This is a genomic window from Desulfovibrio sp. (genome assembly GCF_014803725.1).
Classification (GTDB): domain Bacteria; phylum Desulfobacterota; class Desulfovibrionia; order Desulfovibrionales; family Desulfovibrionaceae; genus Desulfovibrio.
In genome coordinates this window covers 101,607-115,068 of sequence record NZ_JAAVBE010000011.1, presented here as the reverse complement: position 1 = coordinate 115,068, position 13,462 = coordinate 101,607, and the positions used below count along the sequence as shown (strand labels likewise).

The window sequence follows — 13,462 nt, the reverse complement described above, 5'->3', positions numbered from 1 at the left end:
TTTGCTGCTTGCTGCGTCAGAGAAAAATTTTCTTGGTCGAGTACTTGAGTACACTCCCTGCGAAAATTTTTATCTTCCTTGCAAGCAGCAAAAAATCTTATTTTTTAGGATTCTTCCGGCACCCGCACCCGTCTTCCGCTACGCTCCAGACGGAATTAAGGAAGTTCTCTCAACTCCCGTGTAGAACAACCTACCTGAAAAGTACTGCCCGGCGGACGGTGGTGATAGTCAACGCCGGGGCGGTATCCTTTGCGGATGCGGCCCCGGCGCACGGATCACGGTGCTCCGCTCCTACCAGCGGTAGTGGGCAAAAGCCTTGTTGGCGTCGGCCATGCGGTGCGTATCCTCACGCTTTTTCACCGCGCCGCCGCGGCCGTTCCAGGCGTCCAGAAGCTCGTTGGAGAGCTTGGCGGTCATGCCCTTTTCCCCGCGCGAGCGGGCATAGTTGATGAGCCAGCGGATGGCCAGCGAGACCTGGCGCTCGGGGCGTACCTCCATGGGGACCTGGTAGGTCGCGCCGCCCACCCGGCGCGCCTTGACCTCCATGTGGGGCTTCACGTTGTCGAGCGCCTTCTCGAAGGCGCGCATGGGGTCCTCGCCGGTCTTTTCGGCCAAGGTGTCCAGCGCGCTGTAGAAAATCTTTTCCGCCGCGCCCTTCTTGCCGTCATACATGAGCCGGTTCACGAACTTGGTGACCAGGCGGCTGTTGTACAGCGGATCGGGCAAAATCTCCCTCTTGGGGACGGGGCCTTTGCGTGGCATGGGGTTTCTCCTTTCATTCCCTCACTGGGCGTCACCAACCCCGCGACGCGCCGGCGCCGCTTACGCGGCTGCCGTGGCACGGCGCATGGCGCACGCCCGCCGGGCTTCTGGTTCTGGCCGCGGGCGCTCGCCCGGGCCGGGAAGGGCGGATTTCCGCCGTGAACTACTTGGGCCGCTTGGTGCCGTACTTGGAACGGCTCTTGCGGCGGTCGGCCACGCCGGAGGCGTCGAGCGTGCCGCGGATGATGTGGTAGCGCACGCCGGGAAGGTCCTTGACGCGGCCGCCGCGGATGAGCACCACGGAGTGCTCCTGCAGGTTGTGGCCCTCGCCGGGGATGTAGGCCGTCACTTCGATGCCGTTGGTCAGGCGCACGCGGGCGACCTTGCGCAGGGCCGAGTTCGGCTTTTTCGGGGTGGTGGTGTACACGCGGGTGCAGACGCCGCGCTTCTGCGGGCAGCCCTGGAGGGCCGGCGTCTTCTTGCGCTTCACCACCGGCTCGCGCTCGGTGTGGATGAGCTGATTGATGGTGGGCATGGATTCCTCCAAAAAATGTGGGTCTGGACAAAATGCCAAGGGCATGCTCTTAACTGAAGCGCGCCGCCGTGTCAAGCCATCCTTGCGGGAGGCCGGGGCGCCCGAAGCAGCCCAGCCAGAAAAAAGGAGACCCCATGCCCATTTGCGAGACCTGCGGCGGTTCCGGCCGCCTTTCCTGCGGCGCCTGCTGGAACGGCCAGTCCACCTCCCTCTGCCCGGACTGCCGCGGCGGCGGCGTGCGCGAAAGCGATGGCGCCCCCTGTGAGCGTTGCAAGAGCGTGGGCCGCTTCACGCCGCCGAGCTGCACCGTGTGCGGCAACAGCCTGCCCTGCCCGGAATGCGGCGACATGTCGGGCGAGTGGCGGCCGGGCTACAGGTTCTAGCCTATTCGTCCCCCACTTTCAGCGCGGCGAGGAAGGCCTCCTGCGGCAGCTCCACATTGCCCATGCGCTTCATGCGCTTCTTGCCTTCCTTCTGCTTTTCCAGGAGTTTGCGCTTGCGGGTGATGTCGCCGCCATAGCACTTGGCGGTGACATCCTTGCGAAAGGCCGAGACGGTCTCGCGGGCGATGATCTTCTGGCCGATGGCCGCCTGGATGGCCACCTGGAAGAGCTGGCGCGGGATGGTGCGCTTGAGCTTGAGCGCGAGGCCCCGGCCGTAGGGATAGGCGCGCTCGCGGTGGACGATGACGGCGAGCGCGTCCACGGGCTCGCCGTTGAGCAGGATGTCGAGGCGCACGAGGTCGGAGGGGCGGTAGTCCACGGGTTCGTAATCCATGGAGGCGTAGCCCCTGGTCACGGACTTGAGCCGGTCGAAAAAGTCGTAGACGATTTCCGCAAAGGGCAGCTCATAGGTCACGACCACGCGGTTGGCGGCGAGGTAGTGGAGGTTTTTCTGCTCGCCGCGCTTCTCCTCGCAGAGCTTCATCACGTTGCCCACATATTCGTTGGGCACGTGGATATCCATGCGCACATACGGCTCGTAGAGCGCGCGTATCTTCGAGGGGTCGGGCAGGCGGCTCGGGTTGTCGATCTCGAGGGTCTGGCCGTCCGTGGTCTCCACCTTGTAGATGACCGAGGGCGCCGTGGCGATGAGGCCCACCTCGAACTCGCGCTCGAGGCGCTCCTGGATGATCTCCATGTGCAGGAGCCCGAGAAAGCCGCAGCGGAAGCCGAAGCCCAGCGCCTGCGAGGTTTCGGGCTCGAAGCTGAAGGCCGCGTCGTTGAGCTGGAGCTTTTCCAGCGCGGCCTTGAGGTTTTCATACTCGTCCGACTCCGTGGGGTAGAGCCCGCAAAAGACCACGGGCTTGACCTCCTTGAAGCCGGGCACGGGCTCGTCCGCGGGCCGGCTGGCGAGGGTGATGGTGTCGCCCACGCGCGCGTCCCCGAGCTCCTTGATGGAGCCGGAGAGAAAGCCCACCTCGCCGGCCGCGAGCTCCTCCACGTCCACGGCTTCGGGCGAGAACACGCCGAGGCGCAGGGCCTCGTATTCCTTGCCCGTGCTCATGAGCCGGATGCGGTCGCCCTTGCGGATGCGGCCGTCCATGACGCGGAAGAGCGTCACCACGCCCTGGTAGCTGTCATACCACGAATCGAAGATGAGCGCCTTGAGCGGCGCCTCGCGGTCGCCGTCAGGCGGGGGCAGGCGCTCGATGATGGCCTCGAGCACCTTGTCCACGCCAAGGCCGGTCTTGGCCGAGACCTCCAGCGCGCCCGCGCAGTCGAGGCCGATGCCCTCCTCGATCTCGCCGCGCACCCGGGCCGGGTCAGCGCTCGGGAGGTCGATCTTGTTGAGCACGGGCACGATTTCGTGGTCGTGGTCCAGCGCGAGGTAGACATTGCCGAGGGTCTGGGCCTCCACGCCCTGGGTGGCGTCCACCACGAGCAGCGCCCCCTCGCAGGCCGCCAGCGAGCGCGAGACCTCGTAGTGAAAATCCACGTGGCCCGGGGTGTCGATGAGGTTGAGCTCGTATTCCTGCCCGTCCGCCGCGGTGTAGGGGATGCGCACGGTCTGGGCCTTGATGGTGATGCCGCGCTCGCGCTCGAGGTCCATGCGGTCGAGATACTGCTCCCGCGCCTCGCGCGCGCTCACCACGCGGGTGAGCTCGAGGATGCGGTCGGCCAGGGTGGACTTGCCGTGGTCGATGTGGGCGATGATGCAGAAATTGCGGATGCGGCTCTGGGGGATCATGGAACCTTCCTGCGCTTGGGCGATTGGCGCAATATGCTATCCCAAGGCGCCCGCAAAGTCCACGCCGGCCGGCGCGAGGGGCCACACGGGCTGCCCCTCCCGGCCCTTGACGCCGCCCCCGCCGGGCTTAACTTTCCTCAAGGGCATTCGCCCTTCCGCCGCCGGGCCCCGGAGGCCGGCGGCATCACCCAAGGAGGTTCCCCATGGCCGAAAACGGCAAGAAAAAACGCCAGTTCCGCGCCGAAGTGCGCAAGGTCCTCAATATCCTCACCCATTCGCTCTACACCAACCGCGAGATCTTCCTGCGCGAACTCATCTCCAACGCCTCGGACGCGCTGGACAAGCTGCGCTTCCGCGTCAACCGCGGCGAGACCCCGCGCCACCCCGACCTGCCGCTGGAGATCCGCATCACGCTTGACAAGGACGCCAAGACCCTGACCATCGCGGACACGGGCCTCGGCATGACCGCCGAGGAGCTGGCGGAAAACCTCGGCACCATCGCCAAGTCCGGCTCGGAGGCCTTTCTGGCCGACCTCGCCGCCGAGAACGCCAAGAACCCCGAGGGCGAGGAGGCCGCGGCCACGGCGGACGCGGCCAGCATCATCGGCCGTTTCGGCGTGGGCTTCTATTCCGTGTTCATGGTGGCCGACAAGGTGGAGGTCACCTCGCGCCCGGCCTTTGCCAATGAGGATGTCCCGGCCCATGTGTGGACGAGCGACGGCCTCGGCACCTACACCGTGGAGGAGAGCACGGCCCCCGAGCCCGTGCGCGGCACTGTCATCACCGCCCACCTCAAGGACGACTGCCTCGAATATGCCGAGAAATTCCGTGTGGAGTCGGCCATCCGCAAGCATTCGGCCTTCGTGCCCTTCCCCATCTTCGTGGACGGCGAGCGCGTGAACACCCAGCCAGCGCTCTGGCGCGAGCCCAAGACGAGCGTGAAGAAGGAGGACTACGCCGCCTTTTACAAGGCCATCACCTATGACGGCAAGGACCCGCTGGACGTGGAGCACATCGCCGTGGACGTGCCCGTGCAGTTTACGGCCCTGCTCTTCATCCCCGATTCGAGCATGGACTTCTTCGGCGCCGACCGCGACTACTGGGGCCTTGACCTCTACGCGCGCCGGGTGCTCATCCAGCACCGCAACAAGGAGCTCATCCCCGAATACCTGGCCTTCCTCAAGGGCGTGGTGGACACCGAGGACCTGCCGCTCAACATCTCGCGCGAGACCCTGCAGGAAAATATCATCCTGCGCAAGATCAACCAGGTCATCGTCAAGCAGACCCTCTCCCACCTCGAGGCCATGGCCCGCGACGACGCGGAGAAGTACAACCGCTTCTGGCGCCTGCACGGCAAGGTCTTCAAGCTGGGCTACCATGATTTCGTCAACCGCGAGCGCGTGGCCGCACTTTTGCGCTTCAACTCCTCGGCGCTGCCCGACGCCGAGGCCCTGACGAGCCTCGACGACTACATGGCCCGCGCGCCGGAGGGGCAGAAGACCATCTGGTATGTGACGGCACCCAACCGCGAGGCCGCGCGCCTCAACCCGCACATGGAGATCTTCAAAAAGAAGGGCATCGAGGCGCTCTTCCTCTTCGAGCCGGTGGACGAGTTCGTCATGGACGGCCTGGGCTCCTACAAGGACTGGGAGTTCAAGGCCGTGGAGACCGCCGGCGACGACGCGCTGGCCGCCTTTGAGGACAAGGAGAAGCCCGAGGAAGTGGCCCCGCTCTCCGAGGATGATTCCACCTCCTTCGACGGCCTCATGGCCCGCATGAAGGAGGTCCTGGGCGACAAGGTGACGGAAGTGCGCGTCTCGCGCCGTCTCGCCGACAGCCCGGCCGTGCTCGTCTCGCCCGACGGCGGCATGACGGCCTCCATGGAGAAGCTGCTCAAGGTGATGAACAAGGACGACTCCCTGCCCGTCAAGGTGCTGGAGGTCAACCGCGACCATCCGCTCCTCAGGAGCATGCTCACCATCTTCAAGGCTGACCGCGAGGACCGGGTGCTCTCTGACATGACCCAGAACCTCTTTGACAGCTGCCTCCTGCTGGACGGCTACCTCAAGGACCCGCAGGCGCTGGCCACGCGCGAGAACCGCCTGCTCACCGAGGCCGCCGCCTGGTATGTGGAGGTGAAGAAGATCTAGCCCCGCGCCCCTGCGGGCGGCTGCGCAAAAAACCAAGCCCCTTTCCCGGCCGTGACTGGCGGGGAAAGGGGCTGTTTTTTATGGAAGTCTGGCAGCGGCAGGGCGTTCCGCGGCGTCAGACACTGGCGCCGGCAGGGGCCGCGTGCAGTTCGATTACTCGTTCCAGCCGAAAAATCCCTTCACCGTCCGCCAGGCCACTTCCTGCAAATAGCGGGCGTCGGCTTCGGAGATCCTGGCATCCCCCACGCCGGTGCACTTGGAACCCACGGGCGACTTGCCCGAAAGCGTGGCGAAGATGACGCAGCCCTCGAGATAGGTGCCCGCCGGGGTGGGGTGGCGGTTGTCGGCCACGATGAGCTTCAGGTCGGGGCGCCCCTTTTTGGCGTTGGCAAAGGCGAGTCCCACGGGCACCACCATGGCCCTGTTCTCGTTGGCGACCTCAATGGTGGCGTTGGCAAGTTGCGCGGTCATTTCCGGCTTGTCCGCATAGGCCCAGGTCATCATGATCAGCGGCTCGGAGCCCACCTCGCGGATGTCCTTGCAGTGGATGGCCGCATATTTGCGGAACAGCTTGGAAAGCTCGGGGTGGATGGGGCCCTGGCTGTTGTCCTGCAGGATGACGGCGTCAAAGATCTTGCCGTCCGGGTATTCATGGAAGACGAGCCGGTTGCTGCCGTCGCTGGTGGTGGAATAGCTCCTCAGGCCATTGGGCCTTAGATAGCTTTTCACGAGGTGCCAGTCGAGGCCCGCGCCGCCGATGGTGGCCATGGTGAAGGTCATGGGCTCATGCTGGTCCTTGCTGATCTGGCGGGCATAGGAGCCGACGCCGTTGTTGTAATACATGAAGGAATTGCCCACGAGCAGCACCGACTTGGGCGCTTTTTCAAGATGGGTCACGAGGGGCTTCAGGATGGCGTCCTCCGCAGGGGCGTTGCCGGCGGTGAGGGCAACGCAGGCGGCGGCGCAAAGGGCGCAGAGCAGTTTTTTCATGACGGGCCTCCTTCCGGGCTGACGGATGCGGCATTCCGGCAGGGGGGCGCCGGGCATGGCGCCCCGGGACGGCCGCGGCCCCCCGGAGTATCGCCTATTTCTTGGGGGCGGCGGCCTTTTCCGCGGCCAGCTTCTTGCCCTGCGGGGTCATGTGGCAGGGCTGGCAGCCCTTGAAATTGGGATACTTGCCGGCGAGCTTCTTGTGGCAGCCGTAACAGGAGCGGTCCGTATCCGGCGCGTGGTAGGCCATGTAGACGCTCATGGGGTCGCGCTCGGAGGGGCCGGGGAGGGAGTGGCACTCCTCGTTGGTACACGCGGCATAGCGGTTGCCGGGCAGGCCCTCGTGGTGGCAGGTGCGGCAGGCGATCTTCTTGTGCGAGCTGTGGTTGAAGGTCACATACATCCGCGGCGACTTGCCCGCATCAAGCTCCATGGGCTCGCCCAGGTCCAGGAGGTTCTTGGCGTGCGCGGCCGGAGCCATGGCTCCGAGCACGAGAAAAAGGGCGCAGAGCCCCACGCAGAAAGATTTCATCTTCGCTCCTCGGCTAGAGGGTTTCAGCGCGGGGCGCCGGGGCGCTCCGGGCCACGCACGGGCCTGGGCCGTCAGCCAGAAAATTTTGTCAGGCCGGCCGGCCCTCATTATGGCCGGAAACGGGAAAATTTCCAACGAAAATACGCTAATGCCCGGTGATGCCGTACTTCTTGAGCTTGTACTGGAGCAGGCTCTTGGAAATGCCCAAGTATTCCGCCGCCTTGACCTGAACGAGGTCCGCGCGCACGAGAGCGCGCCGGATAAGCGCGGCCTCGATCTTCTCCAGCGTGTCGGCGAGGTCAAGCTGCACGGGCAAAAGGTCAACCGCGCTCTTGAACTGGGCCTCCTCGTCGCGGATCTCGGCGGGCAGGTCGTCCACGCCGATGGTGGCGCCGGGTACCAGCACAAGGCAGCTCTCCACCACGTTCTCGAGCTGGCGGATATTGCCCGGCCACTCGTAGCCCGTGAGGTAGTTGAGCGCCTCAGTGCTGAAGGTCTTGGGCGGCAGATTGTCGTCCGCGCAGACCTTTTCCACGAAGTGCGCCACGAGCAGCGGGATGTCCTCGCGCCGCTCGCGCAGGGGCGGCAGCGGTATTTGTACCACGTTGAGCCGGTAGAAAAGGTCCTCGCGAAAGGCCCCGCGCTCCACCAGCGCGGCGAGGTCCTTGTTGCTGGCGGCCACCACGCGGATGTCCACCTCGATCTCCTCGCCGCCGCCCACGCGCTCGAACTTGCGCTCCTGCAGGACGCGCAGGAGCTTGACCTGCAGATCGGGCGTGAGCTCGCCCACCTCGTCCAGAAAGAGCGTGCCGCCGTCCGCCTGCTCGAAGCGGCCGCGCCTCAGGGCCACCGCGCCGGTGAACGAGCCCTTCTCGTGGCCGAAAAGCTCGCTTTCGAGAACGCCCGGGTTGAGGGCCATGCAGTTGACCGAGATGAAGGGCTTGTCCTTGCGCGGGCTTGCGTAGTGGATGGCGCGGGCCACGAGCTCCTTGCCCGTGCCGGACTCCCCGCTGATGAGCACCGTCGACCGGCTCGGGGCCGCGCGCTCCACCATGACGAGCACATCGCGGATGGCCTTGCTGCGGCCCACGATCTGGTGGATACCGTAGCGGTTTTCCATGGCCTCCTGCAAAAGGCGGTACTGCCTATGCGCCCGCGAGAGCTCCACGGCATTGTGGATGGAAAGCAGAAGCTCGTCGTTGGAAAAGGGCTTGGTGATATAGTCGAAGGCGCCGTACTTCATCACGTCCACGGCGCTCTCGATGGAGCCGAAGGCTGTCATGATGAGCACCGGGATATACGGCCATTCCTTCTTCACCCGCTGGAGCACCTCGCGGCCGCTCACCTTGGGCATCTTCATGTCCGTGACAACCACGTCCACCTCGCTCTCTTCCAGAAAGGCGAGCGCGGTCTCCGGGTCGCTGATGGCCGTGACCGTATAGCCCTCGTCCTCCAGCAGGGTCTGGAGCACGAGGAGATAATTTTTCTCGTCGTCGATGACGAGGATATGCGCCTTTTCACCCATGCCGAATCTCTCTTCCGTGGTCAGGCCAGTGCTTGGGCCGTTTCCTTGGGGGCCGCGCCCACGGGCGCCCCGGGCAGGATGACCCGCACGAGCGCCCCGCCGTCGGGGCCGTTTTCAAGCTCGATGCGGCCGCCGTGGCCCACGATGATGGACTGCACGATGGGCAGCCCCAGGCCCGTGCCGCCCTCCTTGGTGGTGAAGAAGGGGTCGAGCAGGCTCCCGAGCGCATCCGGGTCGAAGCCGGGCCCGGAATCCAGAAATTCCAGCGCCACCAGTGGCTCGGCCGGCTGGCCGTCCGCCGTTCCCGGCCCTCCCTCGGCATCGAGCCTGCGCCCGCTCACCCGGATGACGCCCGGGCCGTCCAGCGCCTGCTGCCCGTTGACAAGGATATTGTAAAAGGCGCGGTACAGCAAATCCTTGTCGCCGCGCACGAAAAGCCCGGGCTCCAGCTCGCGCTCCACGCTGACGCCCTTGCGGCTGAACTCCCCTTCGAGGAAGGCTAGGGCCTGGTCCAGCACGAGGTCCACGTCCACCATGTCCTCGCGCGGCTTGCGCGGCCTCGCGTAGTCCAGGAAGTCGTTGACCGTCTGCGAGAGGCGCACTGCCTCGTCGTAGATGGCGCCGAGGATGCGCGCGGTGCCCTTGTCCGCGCCGGCGGTGCGCCGCTGCAAGAGTTCCGCGCTGGAGCGGATGATGCCGAGCGGGTTGCGGATCTCGTGGGCGATGCTCGCCACCACGCGGCCCATGCTCACAAGGCGCTCGTTGCTGTGCAGCTCGTTCTCGAGCTGGCGGTTTTTCTGCATGCGTTCGGCGAGCACGCGCTCGGCCCGCTGGATGAGCAGGTGCAACACGCCGAAGAGCAGCACGGACGAGAGCAGGCACATGACCACGATGATGCCCTGAAAGGCCAGCACGCGCTCGTAATCGTCCGTGATGTCCTGCGTGAGTTCGAGCGCGCCCATGACCGGCACCTTGTGCTCCGGCCCCATGGGCTCGCCGCGCAGCGGATAGAGCACGCGGAGGACGAAGGTGCCCTCCTTGAGCGGCACGCGGAAGGGGGCCTGCCACGCCGGGATGCTGGAGATGATCTCGGAGCTCACGGTGGAACCGTCCAGCACCGCGTCCACATTGGGCGGGGCGAGGCCCGCGCGGCCCTGGTCCTCCTTGTCGCTGGAATAGGCCACGCGCCGGGTGAAGTCATAGATGCGCAGTTTCTCCACGGGCAGGCCCTCGATGACCGAGCGCACCACGCGGTCAAGGTGCTCGTACTGCGTGGGCTGCCTGAGCGCGATGCGCCCGTTGGCCATGATGGTGGGCAGCGCGAAGCGGCGGTAGATCTGGCTGTTGAGGTTTTCCACGAGCTGGCGCGCGAAATCCTCCTGCCGCCGCAGCAGGGTGTCGCGCACCGAGCTCGAGATGAAGAACGAGAGCGCCAGGCTCGAGAGCAGGATGAAGAGCAGGGACAGCCAGGAGAGCGTGCGCGCGTAGCTCAGGGGCAGGCGTTCCGCCTCCTTGGCCACGCGGCGCTCCGCCTCCTCCTTGGCGCCGTCCGCCTGCTGCCCGGCCTGGGGCTCGGTCACGGCCTAGAACGCCTGCTTTTCCGCCGGCACCGCGAGGAAGGCGGCGAGGTCGGCCGCTTCTTCGGTATAGCCCGGCGCGCCGAGGCGCGTGTTGGCGATGCGCTTGCCAAGCTCCACCGCCGGCTGGTCCACCGGGTTGATGCCCATGAGCCAGCCCGTGAAGATGGTGGCCGCCTCGAGGAGCATCATCAGCGAGCCGGCCGCGAATTCGTCAAGGCTCCCCATGTGCACGTTGACGAGCGGCACCCCGCTCTTGCAGAGCGCCATGCGCGTGCCCAGGGCCTCGGCGTCGAGCAGGCTGTCGAAGGCCTTGCCGCGCAGCCAGGCCCACTGTTCCGGCAGGTCCTGCCCGAAGCTGCGGCCCGAGCGCGGCTGTTCGCCCGTGAGGAAGAGGCAGCCCTTGTTGCGCGGCCCGTCGAGGAACATCTGGTTCACCGAGTGCTGGTCGGTCACGCCCGTGGCCGGCACGGGCAGGCTCCCCTTGCCGTCCTTGCCCAGGCTCTCGGCCCAGAGCTGGGCGAACCACTGGCCGTAGGCCGCCCACTGCGGGATATAGCAGAAAAAGATGAGCTGGCCGTAGTCATGCTCCTCCAGTTCCCGCGCCCAGCAGGCGAGCGAGAAGGAAGGATGCTGCGCGATGCTCGCCGGGTCGGCGAGGAGCGGCTGCGCCACCGAGGCCGCGCCCCTGAGCAGGGCCTGCCAGTCGATGCCGATGAAGCCCGCGGGCAAGAGGCCCACGGCCGAGAGCGCCGAATAGCGGCCGCCGAGGTAGTCCGGCACTTCGAGGGCGTCCAGCGCCTTTTCCGTGGCTTCCTTTCGCAGATAGCCCTTTTTCTGGTCGGTCACGACCACCATGTGCTTCTGCCAGTCGTCGCCGAGCGCCTTCTGGAGCCACGCCCGCACGAGGAAATACTGCGCCAGCGTCTCGATGGTGCCGCCGGACTTGCTGATGCACACGACGACCGTCTCTTTGGGCGGCAGCTTGGCGAGCAGGGCCTCGAACTGGCTGGCGCAGACATTGTCGGCGATCCAGAGCCAGGGGCCCGCATAGTCCGGCCCGTCCTGCCCGGGCGCAAAGGCTTTCTGCATGGCGCGCGCGCCGAGGGCCGAGCCGCCGATGCCAAGCACGAGCATGTGCCTGAAGGGCTTGAGCCTGGCAAGCAGCGGCGGCAGCGCCTCTTCGAGGCGTTCGCGGTAGGGCATGTTCAGGAAGGGCATCTCGCCCGCGGCCACGCCCGCGCGCAGGCGCTCGGCCAGCTCGGGCGCGCGGGCGGCCAGCGCCTGCCCGGAGGCCGGCATGCGCCCGGTCCAGGCGCGCGACCATTCAAGATAACTGGTGGAGCCGTTTTCCGCTGTCATGGCTACCTCCTCACACAGTTTTTGCAGGAATATCTCCCTGTCGTGGACAAGCCTTCACCGTCAGCACGGGCGCAGGCGCCCGAAAAAGATCTTCTGCCGCGCCCGGCCGGGCTGCGGCCGGAGCCAGCGGCAGGTCGAGCTCGCGCGGCGCGAAAAAGCGCCGCCGGACTTCCCTGTAGGTGCGCGGCCGCACGCCGAAACGGTAGGACCACAGGGCGCAGTCCTCGCGCGCGGCGCAGGCCCGCACATCGCCCCGACTGCCCGCGCACGTCACGCATTGCCGCCGGATGGCACGGAGGACGGCCCGTACCGTCACGCTGCACGCGCCGCCGGCTTCCGATGCCTCGCGGGCAGCGGGCGGCAGCCGCCACTCCCAGAGCGGGCAGGCCCTGTCCGCGCAACTGCGCACCGCCCCGGGCGACGCGCCCTGGCAGTCGAGGCAAAAGCGACGCGCCGCCAGGGGGGCGCTGCGCAAGGGCGCCCGCTCCCTCATGCCGCATCCCCCGAGCCGCGGCCACAGCATTTCTTGTATTTCTTGCCGCTGCCGCAGGGGCACGGGTCGTTCCTGCCCACCTTGGGCGCCTCGCGTCGGTAGGCCGCGGGCCGGAGCGCCGTGCCGTCCATGTAGTACAGCCTGCCCTCATCGCGCACAAAGGCACTGCGCTCGCCGATCTGGCGCACCACGCCGTCGAGCTCGTACAGGGCGTGGAATTCCACCATGTCCGCGCCGTCCGGCTCCGCCGCGTCCACGCATTTCTCCACGTCCAGCCGGAGCCAGCGCACGCCGTTGCATTGCTGCGCGAGCCCTTCCGCGCTCACGTCCGCCCGGGCAGCGGGGTGGGTCGTCTCCACAAGCCACGGATAGTTGCCCAGCGCATAGGCCGTGTAGCGCGAGCGCATGAGCGCCTCGGCCGTCTCCGGCCACGCCTCGCCAGCGAGATAAGGGCCGCAGCAGGCGGCAAGGGCCTTGCCGCTGCCGCAGGGGCAGGGCGCTTGAGCCGAAACCGCTTCCGGCGCCGGGGTGGTGGATGATGCCGGAGACTCCGGCCGCGCGCGGGACATGATGACCGCCTTGGGTTTGCAACCGGCATTCTGCCGGCTGCAAAAGCATAGCCCATGCCGCCGCGCCGGGCAAGGCCGCGGGGGCCGGGGAGGCGGCGAGGAAGACGCGGGGCTCCGCCCCGCGCCCCGCTGGGGGCCAATGGCCCCCAGACCCCCTGTTGCTTTTCTCCCCTTGCTGCGCAAGGGGAGAAAAGGGGGCGAGAGTCATTCGGTTTCGTTCAATATTGACCCGGTGTCTCCTTTGCGTTACATGTAGCGCAAAAGGAGTTTTGCCATGTATGCCACTTCGCTCCGCCTCCCCGACGATATTGCCAAGAGGCTCACGGAGCTCGCCAAAAGGACTGGACGTTCTAAGACCTACTACATCCTCGAGGCCATCCGCGAACACCTCGATGACCTCGAGGATGTATATATCGCCGAACAGCGTCTGGCAGACCTCAAGGCCGGGCGTTCGCGCACCTACACCTCTGAAGAGGTGCAGGCCATGCTGGATCTGGATAAGTGAGCATGTGGGAGATCGAGTATTCGGAAAAGGCTGCGCGGGAACTCATGAGGATCGACCGGGAGGCCGCGAGGAGAATCAAGAGGTATCTAGATGAGCGCATCGCCACGGCGGCCGATCCGCGCAGGTTCGGTGAAGGCCTGTCGGAAAACCTGTCGGGCCTCTGGAAATACCGTATCGGTGATTACCGTGTCATTGCCGAGATTCAGGACGAGCGGTTTATCGTTCTCGTGATTCGCGTGGGGCATCGCAGCAAGGTTTACGGCGCCCACTGA

At 66.2% G+C, this 13,462-nt stretch carries 15 protein-coding genes; 5 read left to right on the top strand and 10 right to left on the bottom strand.

Annotated elements, in window-relative coordinates; genetic code table 11:
* A partial coding sequence (locus HDR50_RS04035; protein ID WP_365816742.1) for a hypothetical protein occupies nt 1–184 on the top strand: 184 nt, incomplete at its 5' end.
* 107 nt (nt 185–291) lie between these two features.
* On the opposite strand, the gene rpsG is transcribed toward HDR50_RS04035, so the two are convergent.
* Together rpsG and rpsL are read right to left on the bottom strand one after the other, a co-directional pair.
* On the bottom strand, nt 292–762 hold the full coding sequence (gene rpsG, locus HDR50_RS04030) for a 30S ribosomal protein S7 (protein WP_165078259.1): 471 nt from the start codon (nt 760–762) through the stop codon (nt 292–294).
* A gap of 163 nt (nt 763–925) precedes the next feature.
* Nucleotides 926–1,297 (bottom strand): 30S ribosomal protein S12, encoded by a 372-nt coding sequence (gene rpsL / locus HDR50_RS04025; RefSeq protein ID WP_165078258.1) that lies wholly within the window; start codon nt 1,295–1,297, stop codon nt 926–928.
* A gap of 134 nt (nt 1,298–1,431) precedes the next feature.
* Here rpsL and HDR50_RS04020 point away from each other — a divergent pair, with 134 nt between their 5' ends.
* Nucleotides 1,432–1,680 (top strand): molecular chaperone DnaJ, encoded by a 249-nt coding sequence (locus HDR50_RS04020; protein ID WP_291356140.1) that lies wholly within the window; start codon nt 1,432–1,434, stop codon nt 1,678–1,680.
* Between the two features lies 1 nt (nt 1,681).
* Here the strand turns inward: HDR50_RS04020 and lepA are convergent, their stop codons facing one another.
* Nucleotides 1,682–3,487 carry a translation elongation factor 4 gene (gene lepA / locus HDR50_RS04015; RefSeq protein WP_291356138.1) on the bottom strand — a complete coding sequence of 602 codons (1,806 nt, stop codon included), beginning with the start codon at nt 3,485–3,487 and terminating at the stop codon, nt 1,682–1,684.
* A 203-nt stretch (nt 3,488–3,690) separates the two neighbouring features.
* Here lepA and htpG point away from each other — a divergent pair, with 203 nt between their 5' ends.
* Nucleotides 3,691–5,637, top strand: a complete 1,947-nt coding sequence (htpG, locus tag HDR50_RS04010; RefSeq protein ID WP_291356136.1) for a molecular chaperone HtpG — start codon at nt 3,691–3,693, stop codon at nt 5,635–5,637.
* Between the two features lie 153 nt (nt 5,638–5,790).
* Here htpG and HDR50_RS04005 read toward each other — a convergent pair whose 3' ends face one another.
* The 7 genes from HDR50_RS04005 to HDR50_RS03975 form a co-directional block, all read right to left on the bottom strand.
* On the bottom strand, nt 5,791–6,627 hold the full coding sequence (locus HDR50_RS04005; RefSeq protein WP_291356134.1) for a DUF4886 domain-containing protein: 837 nt from the start codon (nt 6,625–6,627) through the stop codon (nt 5,791–5,793).
* A gap of 94 nt (nt 6,628–6,721) precedes the next feature.
* Nucleotides 6,722–7,159, bottom strand: coding sequence for a cytochrome c3 family protein (locus HDR50_RS04000; protein ID WP_291356132.1), 438 nt, complete (start codon nt 7,157–7,159; stop codon nt 6,722–6,724).
* A 145-nt stretch (nt 7,160–7,304) separates the two neighbouring features.
* Nucleotides 7,305–8,684 carry a sigma-54 dependent transcriptional regulator gene (locus HDR50_RS03995; RefSeq protein WP_291356130.1) on the bottom strand — a complete coding sequence of 460 codons (1,380 nt, stop codon included), beginning with the start codon at nt 8,682–8,684 and terminating at the stop codon, nt 7,305–7,307.
* 20 nt (nt 8,685–8,704) lie between these two features.
* The gene (locus HDR50_RS03990) at nt 8,705–10,204 is read right to left on the bottom strand and encodes an ATP-binding protein (RefSeq protein ID WP_291356145.1); all 1,500 of its coding nucleotides are present in this window, start codon (nt 10,202–10,204) and stop codon (nt 8,705–8,707) included.
* 63 nt (nt 10,205–10,267) lie between these two features.
* Nucleotides 10,268–11,623 carry a glucose-6-phosphate isomerase gene (locus tag HDR50_RS03985; protein ID WP_291356128.1) on the bottom strand — a complete coding sequence of 452 codons (1,356 nt, stop codon included), beginning with the start codon at nt 11,621–11,623 and terminating at the stop codon, nt 10,268–10,270.
* Nucleotides 11,624–11,633: 10 nt separating this feature from the next.
* Nucleotides 11,634–12,116: a hypothetical protein gene (locus HDR50_RS03980; RefSeq protein WP_291356126.1), complete on the bottom strand. Its 483-nt coding sequence runs from the start codon at nt 12,114–12,116 to the stop codon at nt 11,634–11,636.
* Nucleotides 12,113–12,685: a YchJ family protein gene (locus HDR50_RS03975; protein ID WP_291356124.1), complete on the bottom strand. Its 573-nt coding sequence runs from the start codon at nt 12,683–12,685 to the stop codon at nt 12,113–12,115. The genes HDR50_RS03980 and HDR50_RS03975 overlap by 4 nt, the downstream gene beginning before the upstream one ends.
* Before the next feature lie 274 nt (nt 12,686–12,959).
* Between HDR50_RS03975 and HDR50_RS03970 the strand changes: the two genes are divergently transcribed.
* Both HDR50_RS03970 and HDR50_RS03965 read left to right on the top strand, forming a co-directional pair.
* Nucleotides 12,960–13,190, top strand: a complete 231-nt coding sequence (locus HDR50_RS03970) for a DUF6290 family protein (RefSeq protein WP_291356122.1) — start codon at nt 12,960–12,962, stop codon at nt 13,188–13,190.
* A gap of 2 nt (nt 13,191–13,192) precedes the next feature.
* Nucleotides 13,193–13,462, top strand: a complete 270-nt coding sequence (locus HDR50_RS03965) for a type II toxin-antitoxin system RelE/ParE family toxin (protein ID WP_291356120.1) — start codon at nt 13,193–13,195, stop codon at nt 13,460–13,462.